The sequence below is a fragment of the Streptomyces formicae genome (assembly GCF_002556545.1).
GTDB lineage: Bacteria > Actinomycetota > Actinomycetes > Streptomycetales > Streptomycetaceae > Streptomyces > Streptomyces formicae_A.
In genome coordinates this window covers 4,040,009-4,061,575 of the sequence record NZ_CP022685.1, presented here as the reverse complement: position 1 = coordinate 4,061,575, position 21,567 = coordinate 4,040,009, and the positions used below count along the sequence as shown (strand labels likewise).

15 protein-coding genes are annotated in these 21,567 nt (G+C 73.1%); 5 read left to right on the top strand and 10 right to left on the bottom strand.

Annotation, left to right across the window (positions count from 1 at the left end; genetic code table 11):
• The gene (locus KY5_RS17370) at nt 1-447 is read right to left on the bottom strand and encodes a DUF1772 domain-containing protein (protein ID WP_098243112.1); all 447 of its coding nucleotides are present in this window, start codon (nt 445-447) and stop codon (nt 1-3) included.
• 97 nt (nt 448-544) lie between these two features.
• On the opposite strand from KY5_RS17370, the gene KY5_RS17365 reads away from it, so the two are divergent.
• A complete protein-coding gene (locus KY5_RS17365; RefSeq protein WP_098243111.1) occupies nt 545-1,123 on the top strand; it encodes a TetR/AcrR family transcriptional regulator in 579 nt (192 codons plus the stop codon).
• A gap of 167 nt (nt 1,124-1,290) precedes the next feature.
• Here KY5_RS17365 and KY5_RS17360 read toward each other — a convergent pair whose 3' ends face one another.
• A complete protein-coding gene (locus KY5_RS17360; protein WP_098243110.1) occupies nt 1,291-2,322 on the bottom strand; it encodes a sporulation protein in 1,032 nt (343 codons plus the stop codon).
• A gap of 315 nt (nt 2,323-2,637) precedes the next feature.
• Between KY5_RS17360 and KY5_RS17355 the strand changes: the two genes are divergently transcribed.
• Nucleotides 2,638-3,099 (top strand): hypothetical protein, encoded by a 462-nt coding sequence (locus KY5_RS17355; RefSeq protein ID WP_098243109.1) that lies wholly within the window; start codon nt 2,638-2,640, stop codon nt 3,097-3,099.
• A gap of 116 nt (nt 3,100-3,215) precedes the next feature.
• Nucleotides 3,216-3,959, top strand: coding sequence for a class I SAM-dependent methyltransferase (locus tag KY5_RS17350; RefSeq protein WP_098243108.1), 744 nt, complete (start codon nt 3,216-3,218; stop codon nt 3,957-3,959).
• Between the two features lie 3 nt (nt 3,960-3,962).
• Here KY5_RS17350 and KY5_RS17345 read toward each other — a convergent pair whose 3' ends face one another.
• The 5 genes from KY5_RS17345 to KY5_RS17325 form a co-directional block, all read right to left on the bottom strand.
• Nucleotides 3,963-4,193: a phosphopantetheine-binding protein gene (locus KY5_RS17345; RefSeq protein ID WP_098243107.1), complete on the bottom strand. Its 231-nt coding sequence runs from the start codon at nt 4,191-4,193 to the stop codon at nt 3,963-3,965.
• 5 nt (nt 4,194-4,198) lie between these two features.
• A complete protein-coding gene (locus KY5_RS17340; RefSeq protein WP_098243106.1) occupies nt 4,199-4,846 on the bottom strand; it encodes an isochorismatase family protein in 648 nt (215 codons plus the stop codon).
• 89 nt (nt 4,847-4,935) lie between these two features.
• Complete coding sequence (locus tag KY5_RS17335; RefSeq protein ID WP_199843118.1) at nt 4,936-6,579, bottom strand: (2,3-dihydroxybenzoyl)adenylate synthase; 1,644 nt, start codon at nt 6,577-6,579, stop codon at nt 4,936-4,938.
• Nucleotides 6,580-6,593: 14 nt separating this feature from the next.
• A complete protein-coding gene (dhbC, locus tag KY5_RS17330; RefSeq protein ID WP_098243105.1) occupies nt 6,594-7,799 on the bottom strand; it encodes an isochorismate synthase DhbC in 1,206 nt (401 codons plus the stop codon).
• Between the two features lie 59 nt (nt 7,800-7,858).
• On the bottom strand, nt 7,859-8,650 hold the full coding sequence (locus KY5_RS17325) for a 2,3-dihydro-2,3-dihydroxybenzoate dehydrogenase (protein WP_098243104.1): 792 nt from the start codon (nt 8,648-8,650) through the stop codon (nt 7,859-7,861).
• Between the two features lie 103 nt (nt 8,651-8,753).
• Here KY5_RS17325 and fhuB point away from each other — a divergent pair, with 103 nt between their 5' ends.
• A complete protein-coding gene (gene fhuB, locus KY5_RS17320) occupies nt 8,754-11,006 on the top strand; it encodes a Fe(3+)-hydroxamate ABC transporter permease FhuB (protein ID WP_098243103.1) in 2,253 nt (750 codons plus the stop codon).
• A gap of 3 nt (nt 11,007-11,009) precedes the next feature.
• Nucleotides 11,010-12,257 (top strand): enterochelin esterase, encoded by a 1,248-nt coding sequence (gene fes, locus KY5_RS17315; RefSeq protein ID WP_098243102.1) that lies wholly within the window; start codon nt 11,010-11,012, stop codon nt 12,255-12,257.
• Between the two features lie 391 nt (nt 12,258-12,648).
• Here the strand turns inward: fes and KY5_RS17310 are convergent, their stop codons facing one another.
• The 3 genes from KY5_RS17310 to KY5_RS17300 are packed head-to-tail and all read right to left on the bottom strand — an operon-like array spanning nt 12,649 to nt 21,550.
• Nucleotides 12,649-14,106, bottom strand: coding sequence for an MFS transporter (locus KY5_RS17310; RefSeq protein WP_234362758.1), 1,458 nt, complete (start codon nt 14,104-14,106; stop codon nt 12,649-12,651).
• On the bottom strand, nt 14,103-14,282 hold the full coding sequence (locus KY5_RS17305) for an MbtH family protein (protein WP_098243101.1): 180 nt from the start codon (nt 14,280-14,282) through the stop codon (nt 14,103-14,105). The genes KY5_RS17310 and KY5_RS17305 overlap by 4 nt, the downstream gene beginning before the upstream one ends.
• The gene (locus KY5_RS17300; protein WP_098243100.1) at nt 14,279-21,550 is read right to left on the bottom strand and encodes an amino acid adenylation domain-containing protein; all 7,272 of its coding nucleotides are present in this window, start codon (nt 21,548-21,550) and stop codon (nt 14,279-14,281) included. The genes KY5_RS17305 and KY5_RS17300 overlap by 4 nt, the downstream gene beginning before the upstream one ends.
• Between the last annotated feature and the right edge of the window lie 17 nt (nt 21,551-21,567).

The following is a 21,567-nucleotide window of genomic DNA, read 5'->3' as shown; positions in this document are numbered from 1 at the left end:
TCAGGCGAGAGCCGTGACCAGCAAGGTGAAGGCGGCGATGATGACCGCGACTCGGACGTAGTGGTAGCGGTTCCAGCGGTTCATCTGCTCCTTCCAGTCCTCGGGGCGGTTCTCGGGCGTCCACGTCTTGTTCCGGTTGTTGATCGGGACCAGCAGCAGGATCGACATGACCACGCTGAGGGCGAGCAGTGCGCCCGCGGTGACGACCAGGCCCGCGCCCTCGTGGTGCCATCCGGCTACGGCCCAGGCCGCGACCAGGGCGAGCGAGCCGATGTACCAGACCGGCATCACGGCGCCGAGCATCCGGCCCCCGTGGGCATGGCCGAGTTGGCCGCTGTCCTCCGGGAGTGCGTTGAGGATCGGGTTCATGACGAAGGCGACGGAGAACTCCACCCCCACCATCACGCCCACGATCACGGTGGTGACGACCTCAAGTGCGTTGAGCATGACGGTCCCTTCAGGGATGAGATCTAGCGCTGCTAGGTGTCGAAGCAACGCTAGTACTGCTGACGCTCGGATGTCTAGCGGTGCTAGGATTTGAATCATGTCGGTACAGGAACGCAAGGAGCGCGAACGGGCGGAGCGTCAGCGCCTCATCGTGGCGACGGCCCGCGAACTCGCCGAGCGGCAGGGGTGGGACGCGGTCACCACCCGGCGGCTCGCCGAGCGCATCGAATACAGCCAGCCCGTCCTCTACAGCCACTTCCGGGGCAAGCGCGAGATCATCGGCGCCGTCGCCCTCCAGGGCGCCGCCGAGCTGGCGTCGGCGGTGCGCACCGCGGCCGCCGGTGCGAGCGGGCCGCGCGAGCGGGTCGCCGCCCTCGCTCACGCCTATCTCGACTTCGCCGAAGGCAACCCGGCGGTGTACGACGCCATCTTCCAGCTCGACGGCGGCCTCGCGTTCGCGCAGGAGGACACGCCGGAGCCGCTGAAGGACGCCTTCGCCGCGCTGCTGGAGAGCCTCGGCGAGGTCGCGGGGGACGGGGTTCCGCCGGGGCTGTTCACCGAGACGTTCTGGGCCGCCCTGCATGGGCTCGCGACGTTGACCCGGGCGGGGCGGCTGCCGCCGGAGGACACCGGGGCGCGGGTGGAGCTGTTGGTGGATCGGCTCGCTGTGGTCTGACGCGCAGGTCCGGTGGGGAGGGGGAGCCTCTACAGTCGCGTCAGTCGCGTCAGTCGCGTCAGTCGCGTCAGTCGCGTCAGTCGCGTCAGTCGCGTCAGTCGCGTCAGTCGCGTCAGCTGCGTCGGGCTCTCAGGCCGTTCCGGGCTCTCCGCTCCCCCCCCGTACGGCTACTCCTCGTCCCCCTCGTCTTCCTCGCCCTCGAAGAAGTCCCCCACCTCGTCGACGACTTCGGCCGCGACCATGCCGCCGACGACACCGACTGCGAGCCCGGCCGCGCCCGCCGCGACCGCCGTGCCCATGCCGGGGCCCGAGCGGCGGTGACCCTCGTGCCCGTGATGGTGGTCGCCGTGGCCGTGGCCGTGGCCGTGTCCGTGTCCGGCCCCGTAGGGGTCCCCGTGGCCGTACGAGGCATGCGATCCGTACGACGCGCGGTGCTCGACCAGTTGCTGGATCCAGCCGTCGACCACGCTGTTCCAGTCCTGGTGCTCGACGCCGTCGTGGCCGACGGTGAAGCGGGTGACCGTGTCGTGGCCGCCGGAGAACAGGCCGCCGCGCTTGTCGGCCTCCAGGACCACCTCCATGCCGCCCGGGTGGGAGAGGAAGGTCAACTCGATCTCCGTCACGGCGTGGGCGTACCGCGGGGCCGGGGAGAGCTCGATCTCCTGGTAGAAGGGGAGTTGCTGCCCGGTGCCGCCGATGCGGCCGTACTCCAGGTCGGCGGACTTGAAGCCGAAGCCCAGCTGGCCCAGTGCCTCCAGGATCGCTTCCTGCGCGGGCAGCGGGCCCACCGCGAGCTGGTCCAGGTCGCCCTTGTCCTTCGCGCCCGCCACGGAGAGCTCGGTGCGCACGCCGAGGACGACGCCGAGGGCCTGGCCGTACAGCTCGGTGACCGGGGTCTCCCAGGGGAGCGTCACGCTGAACGGCACGCCGCGCTGCTCGCCCTCGGCGAGTCGGAACCCGCCGCCGACGGTGAACCGTTCGAAGGTGACGGTGCCTTCGCTCTCGCCGTCCTCGTGCTCGGCCTCCACCCTGGCCACCAGCTCCAGCGTGATGTGCTCGATGTCGAAGTCGGCGCTGCCGCCCTTGAGTTGGACCTGGCCCGACAGGATCCCGCCGGGCAGTGCCGCGCCCGGATCGAGGATCGTGTCGACGGTGGGACCGCCCACACCGAGCGAGCCGAGCAGCCGTTTGAACACCATCGTGGCGTTCACTCCTTCTGTGCGTGTGCTTCTCTCTACAGGCGAGTAGAAGCATAGGGCTGTCGCAGACGGCATGGTCGGACCCGCCTGCGACACGCCTCGGGTGAGCGCACAAGTCCCGGTTTCCTTGAGTCAGTACGCCCGCCCCGTGACGTCGACGCGGCACCGCGGCGGCAGTTGACCCACCGCTGGGTCGAGTGAGCCCGCTCTGAGCCCGCGCCCACCGGAGGACAACCACCCAACTTCTACGCTCAAATAGCGGAATGCCGTATTCGCGCCAAGAGCCGCGCACGAGTGCGCCATGATGGTCCGGCTATGTCGGCCAACCTTGAGCGCGACCACCCCGGCCCGGGCCACCGCCCGCCCGCGAGCGGCACCGCCGTCCGTGCGGTCGCTCTTGCCCTGGTGGGCGCCGCGCTCGCCGTCACCGCCGTACAGACCTTGGTGCCCGGCTGGCTGGGGCTGACCGTCGCGGACATCCCCGCGGCCCGGCCGGAGGGCCACGCGCGGCTCCCGGCCGCCTGGCACCATCACCCCCTGGCCATGGCCGCGTTGAACGTCCTCGCGGGCCTCGCCCTGGTCCACCTCGTCCGCGGCACGGGCCACTCGCCCGCGCCCCACTGGCGGACGCCCCTGCTGTACGCCATCAGCCTCGTCCTGCACCGCACGGACGATGCGCTGCCGAAGCCCGGCCGGGCGCCCCGGCCGACCGCGACGCTGCCGAGACCGCGCGCACTCGTGGTCCTGCTCCACCGCGCACAGCCCTGCGCCCCGTAGGGCCAGGGCACTTCACCGCACCACGTCATCACGCACGCCCGTGACTTCGGCGTGCTCCCAGGCATGACCAACCGTTGTGAGACGTGCCCGACGAGGGCACCAGGGAGGGGAACCCCATGTGGAAATCAGGGATCAAGAAGCTCTTGGGGCGCGCCGGATACGACATCGTGCGCAGCATCGACAACCGGGGTGGGGTGGACGACTTCCTCCCCTTCGAGGCGACGATGCGGGCCGCGCGGGCGGCCGGTCTGTCGGTCGGCGACTACCTCGACGAAGTCATGAACGGCACGCCCGGCGCCACCCAGTCCACCATCGACGAGTTACGCGCTCTCGGCGTGTTCGCCGCCGACCCCGACACGGTCCTCGAGATCGGCCCCGGGTCCGGGCGGTACCTGGAGAAGACGCTCAAGGAGTGCTCGCCGGGGCGTTACGAGATCTACGAGACGGCGGCGCCCTGGGCCGCCTACCTGGTGGACACCTTCAAGGTGACCGCCCGGCCCACCGCGGAGTGCAGTCTCGCCCCGACCTCCGACAACAGCGTCGACCTCGTCCAGGCCCACAAGGTCTTCAACACCGTGACCTTCCTCAGCGCCGCCCGCTACTTCTTCGAGATGGCGCGGGTCACCCGGCCCGGTGGCCGGATCGTCTTCGACGTCATGACGGAGGCGTGCCTGGACCCCGCCACGATGCGCGCCTGGGTGGCGAAGGGCGGCGACGGGCACGACTCCTATCCGGCGGCCATGCCCCGCCAGGCGTGCGTGGACCTCTTCGCGACCCTCGGCTGCGGCCTGGAAGCCAGCTTCCTGGCTCCCGTGGGCTTCGCCTCCACCGAGGTGCTCGTCTTCACGAAGGAAGCGTGATCCTCACGCCCCCTGCGCGAGCAGCGGCACCCACTTCTCCAGGGCGGGCTGCTCCGCCAGGTCCGCGAAGGACGCCGTGACGCCGTGGTCGCGGCGCCAGCGGCCCAGGAGGGTCATCAGGCGTACGGAGTCGAGGCCGTAGTCGACGAGGTTCTCGTCCGCGGGGATGTCGGCCGGGTCCTCGCCGAGGACGTCGGCCACGTCGGCACGGAGCTGATCGAGAGTCAGGGACATGGCTGTCAGCCTTCCTTGGAGGAGTGCGGGGAGAAGACGGTGTCCGCCGTGGTGACCACCGCGCACTTGCCCGCCGCCCAGCGCAGCGCCATCGCGTGGTCGTCGGCGGAGAAGTCGGCCACCGCGTCGGCGACGACGAACGCCTGGATGTCCTGCATCCACGCGTCGCACGCCGTCATCAGTACGCCGATGTGGGCGTAGACACCCGTGATGACCAGCTGGTCGCGGCCCTGCTCGCGCAGCCGCTCCAGGAGGTCGGTGCGGACGAAGCCGCTGTACTTCCACTTCGTGAGCACCGTGTCGGCGGGCGCCGGGCCGATCTCGGGCGCGATCGCCGCAGCCTCGGCGTCGTCGGGCAGGCCAGGGCCCCAGAAGTCCTGCTGGAGGCCGCGCTCGGCGGGGGTCTGGCCGCCGGGCTGCGCGGTGTGCACGACCGGGATGCCGAGCCGTGCCGCCTGCTCCTTCAACTCCCGTACGGAGCCGAGAAGTTCAGGGATCGGCGACTGCTCGCGGTCGTACGCCGTCAGGAAGTAGTTCTGCAGGTCGTGGACGAGGAGCACCGCGCGGGAGGGGTCCACGGTCCAGTCGACCCGGTTCGCGGGCAGCTCGTCGGCCGACGGCATCGGGTAGGGGGTGATGGCGGGGAGGGCCATGGGGAGGGTGATTCCGTTCAGGGGTTCAGAGGTTCAGAGGTTCAGGGGTTCAGGATTTCGGGGGCTCGGGGGCTCAGGGGCTCAGGGGCTCAAGGGGCTGGCTGCGCGGACGCCGCCCGCAGGTCCTTCTTGGAGATCTTGCCCACCCCCGTCTGCGGGAACGCCGTCACGAACTCGACGCGGTCCGGCACCTTGTACGCCGCAAGACCCCGCTCCCGTACGAACTTCTTGATGGCGATCGGCTTCACCGGGTCGGCGCCCGCGCGCAGGATCACGTACGCGCAGGTCCGCTCGCCCAGATACGGATCGGGCTCGGCGACCACGTTGGCGTCGTGCACGGCGGGGTGGGCGAGGAGGTGGTTCTCGACCTCCTCCGCCGCGATCTTCTCGCCGCCCCGGTTGATCTGGTCCTTGGCGCGGCCCTCGACGACCAGGTGTCCCGTCGGGGTGAGGCGGACGATGTCGCCGGTGCGGTAGAAGCCGTCGGCCGTGAAGGAACGGGCGTTGTGCTCCGGCGCGTTCCAGTAGCCGCGGATCGTGTAGGGGCCGCGGGTCAGGAGGTGGCCCGTCTCACCGACGGGCAGGTCGTTGTCCTCGTCGTCGACGACGCGGATCTCGTCGTCCGGGGAGATGGGGCGGCCCTGCGTCGTGACGATCGTCTCCGTGTCGTCGTCCAGGCGCGTGTAGTTGACCAGGCCCTCCGCCATGCCGAAGACCTGCTGCAACGTGCAGTCGAGCGCGGGCTTCACCCGCCGAGCCGCCTCCTCGCTGAACTTCGCGCCGCCCACCAGGAGTACGTCCAGGCTGCTCAGGTCGTACGCCGTTTCGGCCGCCGCCTCCGTCCAGACCAGGGCCAGCGGGGGCACCAGGCCCGTGAGGGTGACGCCCTCGGACTCGATGAGCGGGAAGGCGACGTCGGGGCTCGGCTGCGGGCAGAGCACGACGCGCGCGCCCGCGTAGAGCGCGCCGAGCGAACCGGGCGAGGAGAGCGGGAAGTTGTGGGCCGCGGGGAGGGCGACCAGGTAGACCGACGACTCGTCCACCGCGCAGAGTTCGTTGGAGCCCCACAGCGAGTAGATGTAGTCGTCGTGGGTGCGCGGGATCAGCTTCGGTACGCCGGTGGAGCCGCCGGAGAGCTGGAGGAACGCCAGGTCGGAGGGGGCGGGCGGGTCGGGGATCGGCACCGGGTCCGCGGGGACGTCCGACAGCGCCTCGAAGGCGCCGGGGTCGCCGTCCGCCACGAACACGTGTCGCAGGGAGGGGACTTCGGCGAGCACCTTCGTCGCGAGCTCGCGGTAGTCGAAGCCGCCGTGCTCCGCGGGGATGACGTAGGCGGCGGCGCCGGTGAACTCGCAGAAGTAGCGGATCTCCGTCTCGCGGTGCGCGGGCAGCGCGAAGACGGGGAGCGCGCCGATGCGGAAGAGCGCGAAGATCGTCTCGAAGAACTCGGCGATGTTGGGGAGCTGGACGACCACCTTGTCGCCCTTGGCGATGCCGCGGGCGAGCAGGCCCGCGGCCAGCCTGTCGGCGCGGAGGTCGAGGTCCGCGTACGTCCAGCGGCGGTTCGACGCCGGGTCGACGATCGCTGTGCGGTCCGGGTGCTCGGCCGCCCTGTCGCTCAGGAGCTGGCCGAACGTCTCGCCTCGCCACCAGCCCGCTTCCCGGTAGCGGGTCGCGAACTCCTCGGGCCAGGTGGGGGCTTCGATCGCCCCGGGGGTCCGGGACGTGCTCACAGCTCGGGAGGTGCTCACAGTTCCGCCCCCACCGCGTTCAGGAACGTGCGGAACTTCGCGCCCGTCTCGGCCGTCTCCGCCTCCGGTTCCGACGCGGCGACCACGCCCGCGCCCGCGTACAGGCGCAGGCTGCGCTCCTCGGCCTCGGCGCAGCGGATCGTCACGACCCACTCGCCGTCGCCGTTGGCGTCGCCCCAGCCGACCATGCCGGTGAAGAAGCCCCGGTCGAACGGTTCCGTCTCGCGGATCACCTCGCGCGCGGTGGCCGTCGGGGTGCCGCAGACCGCGGGGGTGGGGTGCAGCGCGCAGGCCAGTTCGAGCGCGGAGGTGTCGGGCGAGGCGACCGTACCGGTGACCGTCGTGGACAGGTGCCACATCGTCGCCGTACGGATCAGGGTGGGGCGGGCCGGGACCGTCAGGTCCGTGCAGAAGGACGCGAGCGCCTGGTGGACGGCGTCCACCACGACCGCGTGCTCGTGCAGGTCCTTGGCCGACTCCAGGAGCGCGGCGGCGCGGCGCACGTCCTCGGCGAGGTCGTCGCTGCGGGGGGTCGAGCCCGCGAGGGGGTTCGCCACGACCTGGTGGCCGCGGCGCGAGACCAGGAGTTCGGGGCTGGCGCCGATCAGGGTGCGGCCGGGGGCCGTCGGCAGCGCGAAGGTGTAGCCGGAGGGGTCGCGGCGGGCCAGGCGCTGGAGCATCACGGGGAGGTCCAGGGGGGCCTGCGCGGTGAGTTCGAGGGTGCGGGCCAGGACGACCTTGCTGAAGTCGCCGCGCCACATGCGCTCGACGGCGGAGGCCACGCCCGCGCCGTACGCCTCGGGGGAGGGGACCGGGCGGATCCGCCAGTCGGTGGCGTCCGGCGGGTCGGCGGGGAGGGCGATCAGGGGGTCCGCGGTCAGCGGGGGCGCGGTGCGCAGGGCGCGGGGCACCGCCAGGGCGGCCGGGGCCGTGTGGTCGAACGGGATCGCGCCCACGACGTACGGCTTGGCCGGGCCGGTGCGGCGGGCGTCGGCGAGGGTTGCCGCGATGCGGTGCGGCAAGGGTCTCTCGTCGTGCGGGACGTGCGCGTGGACGCCCTCGGTGAGCAGGGTGCGGGTCGGCGTCGCGAGGAACCGTTCGCCCGGGGTGTAGGCGTCGAGGAGGGCGGTGGCCGCTCCTACGGCGGGGTGGGCCTGTTCGGCCGTCGTCACGTGTGTGGCGACCTCGGGTGCCGTCGACACGGGGGCTCCAATTCTCGGGTGTTCTCGGGGGTGGGTGCGATCGCGGCTGGGGGACGCGTTCAGCGCAGGGTCGCGCCGCCGTCGACGTACAGCTCTTGGAGGGTGATGTGGCGTGCTCGGTCCGAGGCGAGGAAGACGACTGCCTCGGCGATGTCCTGGGGATCGGCGATCCGGCCCAGGGGGATGCCCGTGCGGTACGTCTCGGGGTCGCCCGCGATGACGCGTTGCGGGGCCTCGTCGTCCGTCCACAGGGAGCGTTGCATCGCGGTGTCCGTCGAGCCGGGGGCCACCACGTTGCAGCGGACGCCCGTGCGGGCGATCTCCAGGCCCAGGCACTTGGTGAACATCGTGGCCGCCGCCTTGGACGCGGCGTACGCGGCCATGCCGGTGCGGGGGATGCCCGCGGCGTTGGAGGCGACGGTGACGATGCAGCCGGAGCCGCGCGCGGTCATGTGTGCGGCGGCCGCGCGGGAGGTGTGGAAGACGCCGGTGGTGTTCACGGCGAAGGTGTCGGCCCAGTCGGCGTCGGTCAGTTCGGCGACGGGGGCGGCGCGGAGGATTCCCGCGACGTTCACCAGGAGGTCGAGGGAGCCGTGTTCGCGGACGACGTCGTCGACGACCGCGGTGACGGCCAGGGGGTTCGTGACGTCCATGACGCGGGGCGTGATCGCGCCGCGGTGGGCGGCGGCCAGTTCGTCGATGCCGTGGGCGTCGCGGTCGGTGGCGACCACGTGGGCGCCGCGCGCGGCGAGCGCGGTGGCCACCGCGGCGCCGATGCCCTGGCCCGCGCCGGTCACCAGCGCGGTGCGTCCGGTGAACTCGCCCGGCTCCTGCGGTATGTGCTCTGGCATGGTGTGAGCGACCTCCCCCAACTTTTTAGGTAAGCCTAACCTAACGTATAACCACTGCCCAGAGCTCGCTACCCCGTTCAAACAGTTAGGCTAGCCTCACCTTATGCGCATGCCGAGTGCGGGCACCACAGCCTCCGTCCCCCAACCCGTCGAGCCCGTAGGTGAGTTGGGGCCGGATCGCCCACCTGAGCCGGATCCCGGGCGTTCTTCCGCCGGGCGGTCCGTCGCGCTCGCCGTGGCGGGGTTCGTGGTCGCCCTGGTGCTGCTCGTGGGGCTCTCGCTCTGTGTCGGCGCGGGTGAGGTCGGCGCCAGTGGTGTGCTCGACTACCTGCTCAACCGCGGTGGCGCGCGCGGCGACTCGCGCCTCGACCTCGTCGTCGGTGATCTGCGCATCCCGCGCACGCTCACCGCGGTGCTCGTCGGCGCCGCGCTCGGCGTCGCCGGATGCCTGTTGCAGGCCGTGACGCGCAATCCGCTCGCCGAGACCGGGCTGCTCGGCGTCAACGCCGGTGCCTCGCTGGGCGTCGTCGCGGGCATCGCGCTGCTCGGGCTCGATTCCGGATACGCCTACCTCGTCTGCGCGTTCGTGGGCGCCGTGGTGGCGAGCGGCCTCGTGCTGCTGATCGCCGGACGCAAGGGCGGCGGCTCGCCCATGCGGCTCGTCCTCGCCGGGTCCGCGCTCGGCGCCACCTTCGGCGGGCTCACCAGCGTCATCGTCGTCAACTCCGCCGAGACCTACGACAAGTTCCGCTTCTGGGTGCTCGGCTCGCTCGCCGGGGTCGAGGGGTACGGGGAGCTCGGGCGCCTCGCCCCCGTGCTCGCGGTGGGCTTCGTGGTGGCGCTGCTCGTCGCCAGGCCGCTGTCCGCCCTCGCGCTCGGCGACGATCTCGCACGCAGCCTCGGGCACCGGCCGCCCGTGATCCGCACGGTCGTCGCGGTGGGCGTCACGCTGCTCACCGCGGCAGCCGTCGCGCTCGCCGGGCCCATCTCCTTCCTCGGCCTGCTCGCCGGATTCCTCGCCCGCGCCATCGCGGGCACCCGGCTGCCCGCGCGGCTGCTGCTCGCCGGGCTCATCGGGGCGTGCGTGCTCACCGTCTCGGACGTGGCGGCCCGGGTCGTCTCCCGGCCGTACGAGGCACCCGTCTCCGTCATCGTGGCGCTGATCGGCGCCCCGGTCCTCATCCTGATCGTCCGGTCCAGGCAGCTCGCCACGATGGGGATGACGGACCCCGCGGACGAGGGGCGCGGCGCCGAGAAGAAGAAGCGGCGTCTCACTCTGCGACTGCCGGGGCGTGCGGCGGCGCGGGCGCCCCGGGTGCGGCCCGCCGACACCTTCGTGCTGCGGCGCGGGCCCCTCTCGTTCCTCGTCGCCCGGCGCGCGACCCTCGCCTCGCTGCTGCTCGCCGCGCTGCTCGTGGTCGCCGTGGTCCTGTCCGCGTACGCGGGCCAGAGCGACATGAGCGTCAGCCGCACCTTCCGTGCGGTCTTCGGGTACGGCGACCACTTCGACGTCCTGCTCGTGCAGAAGTTCCGGCTCGGGCGCATCGTCGCCGGGCTCACCGCGGGCGCGGCCCTCGGGCTCGCCGGATGTCTCACCCAGACCCTCGCCCGCAACCGCCTTGCCACACCCGAGCTGTTGGGCGTGAACGACGGCGCCACCGCCGCCGTCCTCGTCTCCGTCACCTTCAGCGCGTCCGGGTCCTTCGGCGCGTGGTGGGCCGGGCCGATCGGCGCGCTGGTCGCGGTGATCGTGGTGACGGTCGTCTCGGGAGGGCTCGGGCAGCGCGGCTATCGCGTTCTGGTGGTCGGGCTCGCCATGTCCGCGCTCGCCTCCGCCGCCACCCAGGTCGTCCTGTCCCGACGCTCTCTCAACTCGGCAAGCTCGCTGTACGTATGGACGTCCGGCAGCCTCAACGGACGCGGCTACTCGGTGGCCGTGCCCGTCCTCATCGGCCTCGCCGTCCTCGTGCCGCTCGCGCTCGCCGTCGCCCGCCACCTCGGCGTGCTCCGCTTCGACGACGCCACGGCGGCCTCGCTCGGCTCCAACGCCGGTCGCACCCGCCTGATCTGCCTGCTCCTCGCGGTCGCCCTCGCCGGGCTCGCCGTCGGGATCGCCGGGCCCGTCGGCTTCGTCGCGCTCGCCTCGCCCGTCATCGCGTCCCGCCTCGCCGGGCCGCTGCGGGTGCCGCTGGTCGGCTCGATGCTGACCGGCGCGCTCCTCGTGGTCGTCGCCGACACGCTCGGGCGGATCGCCTTCGACGGTTCGGAGCTGCCGGTGGGCATCGTCACGACGGTCCTCGGCGGGCCGTTCCTGCTGTGGGTGCTGCTGGGCCGGTCGGCGGCGACCCGCGTCTGAGCCATGGGTGGCTCGGGTGACTTGTGTGACTCGTTCAGAAAGGTGTTCGTCGTGCGCAGTCCGCTGCTCCGTACGCTCCGTCAGGCCGTGCGTGCCGAAGTCCCCTCGGCCGAACGGGACTTCTGGGACCGGGTGGAGGCGAAGGGCACGCCGTTGGTCGAGGCCGACCCGGACGGCGATCCGGCGTACCGGCTCGTCACGTTCTTGTGGCGGGACGATCCGGAGCGGCCCGCCACCGACGTCCTCGCGCTCCTGCACACCGTCACCGACAAGGACCGGCACGCGGGCGATCTCGCGCCGCACCTGACGGAGCGGGTGCCCGGCACCGGGGTGTGGGCGCTCAGCCACCGGCTGCGCGCCGATCACCGGGCCTCCTACCAGTTCTACGTCGCCCGTGGCCCGCGCGAGGAGACGCTGCGCACCGACCGCGCGGCCTGGCTGAAGGTCCTGGACGAGGCCCTGCCCGATCCGTACGCGACGGCTCCCGGGCTGCCGTCCCGCGACGGCCGCAACCCCGCGTCCGTGATGGAACTTCCGCAGGCGCCCGCGCAGCCGTACGTCCAAGGGGGCGCGGTCAGGACCGGGCGGACCCTGTCGGCCGAGGTCGATGGCCGCCGCGTCACGGTCCACCTGCCCGCCGCACCTGCGCTCGCTGTCGCGGTGCTTCTGGACGGCGAGATGTGGGGTCCCGTCCTCGACGCGCCGCGCATGGCCGATCGGCTGCACGCGGCGGGTGCGGTGCCGCCGACGGCGCTGCTCCTGGTCGACACGATGGGGCGGCGGATGGAGGACCTCAGCTGTAGCGGGGAGTTCGTGGACTGGCTCGCCGATGTGCTGGTGCCGTGGGCGGCGCGGGAGCACGGGGTCGCGGTTCCGGCCGCGCGTACCGTCATCGCGGGCCAGAGCGCGGGTGGCCTCACGGCGGCGTACGCGGTCCATCGCCGCCCCGACCGCTTCGGCCGCGCGCTCTCCCAGTCGGGTTCGTTCTGGTGGCCCGACGAGAACGCGCCCGACGGGGCGGGCCCGGAATGGCTCACACGCCAGTACGCCCGCGCCGCGCACCGCCCGGTCCGGATCCACCTGGAGGTGGGCGCCCAGGAGTGGATGCTCCTCGCGGAGAACCGCCGCTTGCGGAACGTGTTGCGGGCGAGGGGCTATGAGGTGACGTATGAGGAGTTCAACGGGGGCCATGACTATGCGTGTTGGCGGGGCGGCCTGATGGGGGGCCTGGCGCGGCTGCTGGGGCCGTAGGCGGGGACGGTTGCTTCGCTGTGCGGGTGGGTGGGGGCTGGCCGCGCAGTTCCCCGCGCCCCTGGCGGGGCGTTGCGTTTCGGTGGGTTGCTTGCCTGCGGGCCGGTGGGGGCTGAGCGCGCAGTTCCCCGCGCCCCTTACGGGGCGCCCCGCCAGGGGCGCGAGGAACTGCGCGACAAGCCACGACGATCCGTGAGACCGCGATCTCGCGACACCCCCCTGCCGGGACGCGGCGTCCTTTAGGGGCGCGGGGAACTGCGCGACAAGCCACGACGCCCCGTGAGACCGCGATTCCGCGACGCCCCCCCCGCCGGGGCGCGGCGTCTTTCAGGGGCGCGAGGAACTGCGCGACAAGCCCCCACCCACCCGCAGCGCGAAGCAACCGCCCCGCCTACGGAAGAGGCGACCCGCCCCCACCCCGCGGCAACCGCGCAGCGAAACCCGCCCCCACCGCCACAAGCCCCGCAGTGACAACGACCGCCACCCGATAGGGCCCCGCCTCAGAGACCCCCGTCCCATGCCCCCCGATAACCCCCGCACACGCCGCGATCCCCAACGCACCCCCCAACGTCCGCACGATCTGGAACAACCCCATCGCCTGCCCCATGTCCGCAGGAGAGACGTCCTCGAACCCGGCGATCTGGATGGTCAGGACGGCCGTGCCGAGGACGAGACCCACCGCGAACATCAGCCCCCGCACCGCCCACGCGTTCTCCGCGACACCCGGCACGGCCAGCGCGGCGAAGACGACAGCCGCGAGCAGCAGCGTCGGCACCGCGAGACGGCGCGGCCCGAGGCGCGGCAGCAGGCGGTCCACGGCCTGCGACGCCAGCATCAGGCCGAGCGCCTCGGGGAAGACGGACAGGCCCGCGTCGAGCGCGGACGCGCCGAGCGCGGCCTGGTAGAGGAGCGGGAAGACGAACAGGACGCCCATCAGGCCCGCCGCGCTGAACAGGGCGAGCGCGGAGGCCGCCCCGTAGACCCGGTCGCCGAGCAGCCGCAGCTTCAACAGGGGGTCTGGCGTACGGAGTTGATGGACGACCGCGGCGACGAGGAGCACGCCTCCCGCGATCGCGCTGATCGCGACCGAAGGACGGGTCCAGCCGTGCGAGGGACCGAATCCCAGGGCGTACGTGAGGAGGCCGAGCGCGGGCGTGGCCAGCCAGAAGCCGACGTGGTCGAAACGTCCCCCGGAATCCCTATCCGAGTCCGGACCCTGACCCGGACCCTTACCCGGGTCCGCGCCCTCTTCAGGCACCGCCCCAGGCTCCCGCAGCGCCAGCACACCGAGCAGCACCGCCCCCGCCCCCACCGGCACGTTCACGAAGAACAGCCAGTGCCAGGAGAGGTGTTCGGTGAGGAAGCCGCCGAGCGGCGGCCCGAGCGCGGGCATCAGCGCGGTCGGCACGATCAGGACCTTGGACAGCTTCACGCGCTCCTCGGGCGGGAACGCACGGAACAGCAGCGTCATGCCGACGGGCGTGAGCAGCCCGCCCGCAAGGCCCTGGGCCGCGCGCGCCACCACGAGGGTGGTGAGGTCGGGGGCCAGGCCGCAGACCGCCGACGCGGCGGTGAACGCGGCGAGGGCGAGCAGGAACACCCGCTTGGTGCCGAACCGGTCACCGAGCCAGCCCGCCACCGGCAGCGCCAGGGCGAGCGCGACGAGGAACGCCGTCTCGACCGTGTTCGCCGCCGACACCGGGCGGCCGAAGTCCTCCGCGATGGTGAAGAGCGCCGGATTGACGATCGTCGAGTCCAGGCCGTTCATGCACATCGCGGCCGTGTAGACGAGGACGACGGCGACCTTGGGGCGTATGCGGGGCCTGACCAGCAGGTCTCCGCCGATCACCGGGACGCGATCCGATCCAGAGCGTCCTGACGCGGGCCCGGGCCGTGCTGCGCCGACCAACCCTCGGGCACGGCGGCGAAGAGCGGCCAGAGCGAGAGTTCGCCGCGTTCGTTGGCGAGGACCAGGAACTCGCCGTCCGCGTCGAAGGGGTTGGCGGGGGCTTCGCTCGTCGTCACTGCTGCTTCTCCAGGTCGGTGTGACCGGCCGTTTCGGCCAGTCGGTCGGCGACCACGCGCGCGATGTGCGCGATCGGCTCGGGCAGGGTCATGTCCTTGTGGGAGCAGGCCACATCGGTGTTGGCGATGCGCCCGGTCACGTACGGAGTCCAGGTCTCCGGCGTCAGGGTGTCGTCGATGGTGTCGACCGTGGCGCGGAAGAACAGCACGTCGCCGTCGAAGCGCCGGTGGTCGTAGGCCCGTACGAGATGGTTGGTGTTGAGGTAGATGTCGCGCAGCGCCTCGAACGTGGCGGGCGGCAGCGCGGCCAGCGGGCTGCCCTCGCGGCGCAGCACGTCGACGACGTTCTCGGTGGTCAGAGCCTTGCCCGCCAGGCTGTCCGGGCCGTAGCCGCCCATGGTCAGGAGGGATTCCAGCGCCTCTGCCTCGTCGGGGACCGGCAGCTCGCGGAAGCCCTCGGCCGGGTAGGCGTCGAGGATCGCGAGGAGCTCCACCTCGTGGCCCGTCTCCTGGAGGTGCGTGGCCATCGCGTGGGCGATGATGCCGCCGGTCGACCAGCCGAGCAGGCGGTACGGGCCCGTGGGCTGGACCTCGCGGAGGCGGGTGACGTAGTGGGCCGCCAACTCCTCAAGCGTGCCCGGGAGTTCCAGGTCCGCCGTGGCCGCGCCCACCCCCTGCGCCTGGAGGCCGTAGATCGGGACGTCGGCGGGGAGGTGGCGGATCAGGCCCGCGTAGCACCAGCTCAGGCCGCCCGCCGGGTGCACGCAGTGGACGGGCGCGGCGTCGCCGGGGCGGGCGGGGCGCAGGGGCAGGAGGACGTCCAAGGGATCCTCGCGGTGACCGGCCCCCGCCTCCAGCGCCGCGTCGAGCGCCGCCGGTGTCGGCGACTGGAAGACCGTGCCGATGGAGACCTCCGCGCCGAAGGCCGCCTTGACGCGGCCCGCGAGGCGCACGGCGAGCAGCGAGTGCCCGCCCAGGTCGAAGAAGTTGTCGTCGACGCCGATCCGGTCGGCGCCGAGCACCTCGGCGAAGATCGCGCACAGTTGCTCCTCGCGCGGTGTGCGCGGGGCGCGGCCCGCGGCGGCCGACGCGGGCCGTTCCGGGGCGGGCAGCGCCTTGCGGTCCAGCTTGCCGTTGCTGGTCAGGGGGAGCTTGTCGAGCAGGACGACGGCCGAGGGGGCCATGTGGACGGGGAGTTCGGCGGCGGTGTGCTCGCGCAACGCGGCCGGGTCGGTGCCCTCGGCCACCGCGTAGCCGACGAGCCGCTTGTCGCCGGGTACGTCCTCGCGTACGACGACGGCGGCGTCCGCCACCGCGGGGTGCGACGCCAACACGGCCTCGATCTCGCCCAGTTCGATGCGGAAGCCGCGGATCTTCACCTGCTGGTCGGCCCGCCCGAAGTACTCCAGGGCGCCGTCGCTGCGGCGTCGGGCGAGGTCGCCCGAGCGGTACATGCGGGTGCCGCTCTCGCCGAACAGTGCGGCGTACGGGTCGGCGACGAAGCGCGTCGCGGTCAGGTCGGGTCGGCCGAGATAGCCGTCGGCGAGGCCCTCGCCCGCGACGTACATCTCGCCGGTGACGTTCGGCGGGACCGGTTGCAGACGCTCGTCCAGGACGTAGACGCGCAGGTCGGGGATGTTCACGCCGATGGTGCTCGACGTGGCGGACGCGGCCGTCGCGCGGTCGAGCGCGAAGTAGGAGACGTGCACGGTGGTCTCGGTGATGCCGTACATGTTGACGAGCGTCGGGCCGCCGTCGCCGTGCCGTTCGTACCACTCGTCGAGGCGGCCGAGTTCGAGCGCCTCGCCGCCGAACACGACGTAGCGCAGGGCGAGTTCGGGCCCCGTACGGTCCTCGCGGTCGGCGGCCGCGAGCTGGTAGAAGGCCGAGGGGGTCTGGTTGAGGACGGTGACCCGTTCCGCCGCGAGCAGCTCGCGGAAGGCGCCCGGGTCGCGGCTCGTCAGGTGCGGTACGACGACGACCTTGCCGCCGTACAGGAGCGCGCCCCACAACTCCCATACGGAGAAGTCGAACGCGTAGGAGTGGAAGAGCGTCCAGACGTCGTTCTCGTCGAAGCCGAACCAGTGGTCCGTGGCGGTGAGCAGCCGCGTCACGTTGTGGTGGGTGACGACGACACCCTTGGGGCGGCCCGTGGAACCCGAGGTGTAGATGACGTAGGCGGGGTCGCGCGGGGTGAGCGGGCGGGTGCGCTCGTCCTGGGTGAGGGGGCGCGTGTCGTACGCGTCCGGGGCGTCGCCGTCGACCGTGACGAGCGGCAGCGCGTGCGCCTGCGCGGGCAGCCGGGGCGCGGTCGCGGTGTCGGTGACCAGCGCGGCGGGGCGCGCGTCGTCGAGCATGTAGGCGAGGCGGTCCGCCGGGTAGTCAGGGTCGAGCGGGAGGTAGGCGGCGCCGGAGAGCGCGACCGCGAGCAGGCCGGTGACCAGGTCGGTGGAGCGGGGCAGCGCGAGCGCCACGATCGATCCCGGTCCGATGCCTCGGGAGGCGAGTAGACGGGCCAATTGGTGCGCGCGGGCGGACAGTTCGGCGTAGGTGAGGGCGCGGCCCTCGTGGGTGACGGCGGTGCGGTGGGGGTGTCGGGCGGCCGCCCGCTCGTAGACCTCGGCGAGCGTGCTGGGGGTCGAACTCGGCCGGTGGTGCTGGTTGTTGGCGGCCACGAGGGCCTGGTGGTGCTCGGCGCCACTGAGGAGCGGGAGCAGGCCGATGGGCGTGTCGGGGGTCTCGGCGGCCGCGGTGAGCAGGCGGGCCAGACGGTCGGCGAGGCCCTGCGCGGTGGCGCGGTCGAACAGGTCCGTGCGGAACTCCAGGAACCCGGATATCCCGCCGTCGTCGGGGAGTTCGCCCGCGTTCAGGGTCAGGTCGAACTTGGCGGTGCCCGAAGGCACGGCGCCCAGCCGGGCCGTGGTGTCGGGGCCGAGCGCGAAGTCGCCGTCGGGCAGCGACTGCCAGGCCAGCATCACCTGGAACAGCGGGTGCCTGGCGAGCGAGCGCGGCGGGTTGAGCTCCTCGACGAGCTGGTCGAAGGGGAGCGCGTCGTGTTCGTACGCGGCGAGCGTGGTGCCGCGCACGCGGTCGAGCAGCGCACGGAAACCGGGGTCGCCCGAGGTGTCCGTGCGCAGCACGACGGTGTTGGTGAAGAACCCGACGAGGTCGGCGGTCGTGTCGTCGTCGCGGCCCGCGACCGGGGTGCCGAGGGGGATGTCGGTGCCGCAGCCGTGCCGGGTGAGGAGCGCGGCGAGGCCCGCCTGGACGGTCATGAAGACCGTGCTGCCGGTCGATGCGGCCAGGCGCTTGAGTGCCCGGTGGGTGGCCGGGGCCAGGGCGAAGGGGACGGTGTCGCCCGCGGAGGTGGCCACCGGCGGGCGGGGCCGGTCGGTGGGCAGCTCCAGCTGGTCGGGCAGGCCGGCGAGGGCCTCCTTCCAGTGCGCGAGGTGCGTCCGCGCGAGGCCGTCGGCGAGGAGCTTCTGCTGGTGGGCGGCGTGGTCCGCGTACTGGAGGGGCAGCGGCGCGAACCCGGGCGCGCGGCCGCCGACGCGCGCGGTGTAGGCCGTCGCGAGGTCACGGGCGAGGGGCGTGGTGGAGGCGCCGTCGCCCGCGATGTGGTGGAGCAACAGGAGGAGGGTGTGGCGGGTGGGGTCGGCGAGGTCGGTGAACAGGGTGGCGCGCAGCGGGGGTTCGTCGGCGAGCTCGAAGCAGTGCCGCACGGCTTCGGTCAGGGCGCCCTCGGTGAGCGGGCCGCGGTGCAGGCAGGGGCGGGCCAGGGGGTGCCCGGCGTCGAGGATCCGCTGGTGAGGGCGGTCGTCGGCGTCGGCGGACAGGGCGTTGTCAGTGGCCGGATATACGGTTCTGAGTGTCTCGTGGCGTGCGGTCAGATCGTGCAGGGCGAGCTGGAGCGCGGCGTGGTCGACGGGCCCGTTCAGGGTGAGGACGAGCGGGATGTTGTAGGTGGGGCTGGGGCCTTCGAGGCGGTGCAGGAACCACAGGCGCTGCTGTGCGGGGGAGAGGGGGAGGGTGTCGGTGCGGGGGATGGGGACAGGGATGGGTACGGGGGTCGGTGTGGGCTCAGGGGCGCCCGAGGCGCGCAGGACCGCCGCCAGGGCGGCGGGGGTCGAGGCGCGGAAGACGTCGGCGATACCGAGCGTGGTGGCGAACCGCTCGCGAATACGGGCGGCGAGGCGGCCCGCGAGCAGCGAGTGACCACCGAGGTCGAAGAACCCGGCGTCGGGTGAGGGCCAGCCGGACTCCAGGCCGAGCACGTCGGCGAAGAGCGCGCAGAGGGCGTCGGTGTGGGGGTCGCCGGAGGCCGCGGTATCGGTGGATCCCGTGGATCCCGTGACGGCGTTCGGTTCCGGGTCGGGCAGCGCCCGGTGGTCCAGCTTGTCGTTGGCGGTGCGCGGCAGCGCGGCCAGGAGCATCACCGTGGCGGGGACCATGTGCGCGGGGAGGGTCTCGGCGAGGTGGACGCGCAGGGCCTCCGGCGTGACGGTGGCGCCCTCGCGCGGCACGGCGTAGGCGAGGAGGCGCTTGCCGTGCGCGGAGTCGCGGGCGATCACGGCGGCCTGGGCGAGCGCGGGGTGGGTGGCCAACCGTGCCTGGATCTCGCCGAGTTCGACGCGGAAGCCGCGGATCTTCACCTGGTCGTCGCCGCGCCCCAGGAACTCCAGGGTGCCGTCGGCGCGCCGCCGCACCAGGTCGCCGGTGCGGTACATGCGGCCGCCGGAGTCGCCGTGCAGCGCGCCGAAGGGGTCGGCGACGAAGCGTTCGGCGGTCAGCTCGGGACGGCGCAGGTAGCCGTGGGCCAGGCAGGCCCCGGCGACGTACAGCTCACCGGTGACGCCGGGGGGCGTGGGACGGAGGGAGGAGTCCAGGACGTAGACGCGCGAGGCGCGCACGGGGTGGCCTGTGGTGGTGCCGTCGGGGGCGGGCAGCCAGTAGTAGGCGTCGACGGTGGTCTCGGTCGGGCCGTACAGGTTGGTCGGCCGTGAGCCCTCGACCGCGGCGAGGCGTTCCCACAGGGGCGCGGGCACGGCCTCGCCGCCCACCACGACGACGGCGGGGTGGTGCCTGTCGTCGTCGAGCAGGCCCTCGGCGATGAGGGCCTCGGCGTAGGAGGGGGTGACGTCGAGGTAGTCGACGCGCTGCTCGTCGATGTACGCGGCGAGCGCGGCCGGGTCGCGGTAGGTGGCGTCGTCGAGCAGGTGCAGCTCGTGGCCGTGGACCATCCACAGGACCGGGTCCCAGGACGCGTCGAAGGCGAACGACGCGCTGTGCGCGACCCGCAGCCGGTCGCGTCCGGTGCGGGCGACGGCAGGCGCGATGTGGTCGTCGGTGTGCCCGGCGAGGAGGTTGGCGAGGGAGGCGTGGGTGACGAGGACGCCCTTGGGGCGGCCCGTGGAACCGGAGGTGTGGATGATGTAGGCGGGGTCGGTGAGCCGGGGCGCGGAAGCGGGCGCCCCCGCCGGGAGCGCGGCGATCGCGGCGGCCGTCTCCGGGTCGTCCAGGGCGAGTTCGGGCAGGCCGTGCGCGGGGAGCGCGGCGAGGGTCTCGCGGGTGCCGATGACGTACGCGGGACGGGCGTCGGCGAGGACGTCCAGGGTCCGTGCCGCAGGGTGCCCGAGGTCGAGCGGCTGGCAGACGCCGCGCGCCTTGAGCACGGCGAGCAGCGCGACGAGCGTGTCGGTGCCGCGCGGCAGCGCGAGGGCGACGGGCGTGCCGGGGGCCAGGTCGGCGGCGAGGCGGTGGGCGAGGCGGTCGGCCGCCGCGTCCAGTTCGGCGAAGGTCAGGGCGGCGCCACCGCTGCGCACGGCGACGGCGTCGGGGGTCCGGGCGGCCTGCGCGGCGAACGCGTCGGGCAGCGTCTGCTCGGCGGGCGGTTCGGTGCGTCCCACCGTGGCCGCGCGTATCTCGTCGGGGGTCAGCAGGTCGAGGGTGGCGATGGTGCGGTGCGGGTCGGTGAGGAGGAGTTCGGCGAGGCCGTCGAGGTAGGTCGCCAAGGTGTGCTCGTGCAGGGCGAGTTCGGCGTCCGCGTAGCGTCCGGCGTTGGCGTCCAGGGAGAGTCTGAGGCGGCCGTCGGCGCGCGGTGACGCTCCGACGGCGAGGTCCTCGACGGGGCCCGCGGCGAGGTTGTGCACGGTGCCCGGCAGGCCGCCGAAGTCCAGGTCGGACTCGAAGGGCTTGATGTTGACCATGGGCCCGGTCAGCGGTTCGCCCGCGGTGCCGAGCGCGAGGTCGCGGCGGAGGTCGGCCTGCGGGTAGCGCTGGTGGCGGCGGACGGCGCGGACTTCGAGGACGACGCGGCGCAGGAGTTCGGCGCCGGTGTCCCGGGGGCGTACGGCGATGCGCAGCGGCAGGACGTTGACGGTCATCGCCGGGGTGCGCAGGGCGGCCGGGCCGCGCCGGTTGGTGAGCGGGAGGCCGAGCACGATGTCCTCGGCGCCGGTGACGCGGTGCAGATGGCCCGCGGTGGCGGCGATGACGAGCTCGGCCCAGGTGGCCTTCACGGCCTGCGCGGCGCGGGTCAGCCGGTCGACGGAGCCCTCGGGCAGGTCGGTGACGCGGCGCAGGAGGGCGTCGGTGCTGGTGGCGTCGGGGCGGGCGGCGAGGGTGGCGGGCGTGGTGTGCCCCTCGGTCCGCTCGGTCCAGAAGGCGCGGTCGGTGGCGTACTGCTCGCTGCCGAGGTAGCGGCTCTCCTCGCCGGTCAGCTCGGCCATGGGGGCGAACTGCCGGGCGGGCGGCTCCTGGTGGGCGGCGAGCGCGGTGTAGAGCTCGGCGACGCGGGCGCCGATGAGCTGGAGGGCGTAGGCGTCGACGGCGAAGTGGTGGACGCGCTGGTACCACCAGTGCCGGTCGTCGGCGACGCGGATGAGGGCCTGGGTCACCAGGCCGCGCGTCGCCGTGCCGCCGGTGAGGTCCACGGCGTTGGTGAGGTCCGCCCGCATCCACGCCTCGGCGGCCGCCTCGGGGTCGGCCTCGGCGCGCACGTCGAGCCGGTGCAGGCGTACGGGGGAGGCGTCGGGGTCGACGAGCTGCCAGGGGTCGCCCGCCGCGTCCTCCGTCACGCGCAGCGACAGGGTCTCCGCCTCGGCGACCGTGCGCAGGAGTGCCGCCTCGAACAGGGCGTCGTCCAGGGGGCCTTGGATCTCCACGCGGTCGGCGGTGTTGAGCGCGGTGCTCTCCGGGGCCAGCTGCTGCGCGTAGAGGATGCCGGCCTGCGCGGTGAGCAGGGGAAGGCGATCAGGTCGCTGATGCATGTGTGTGACGACTCCCG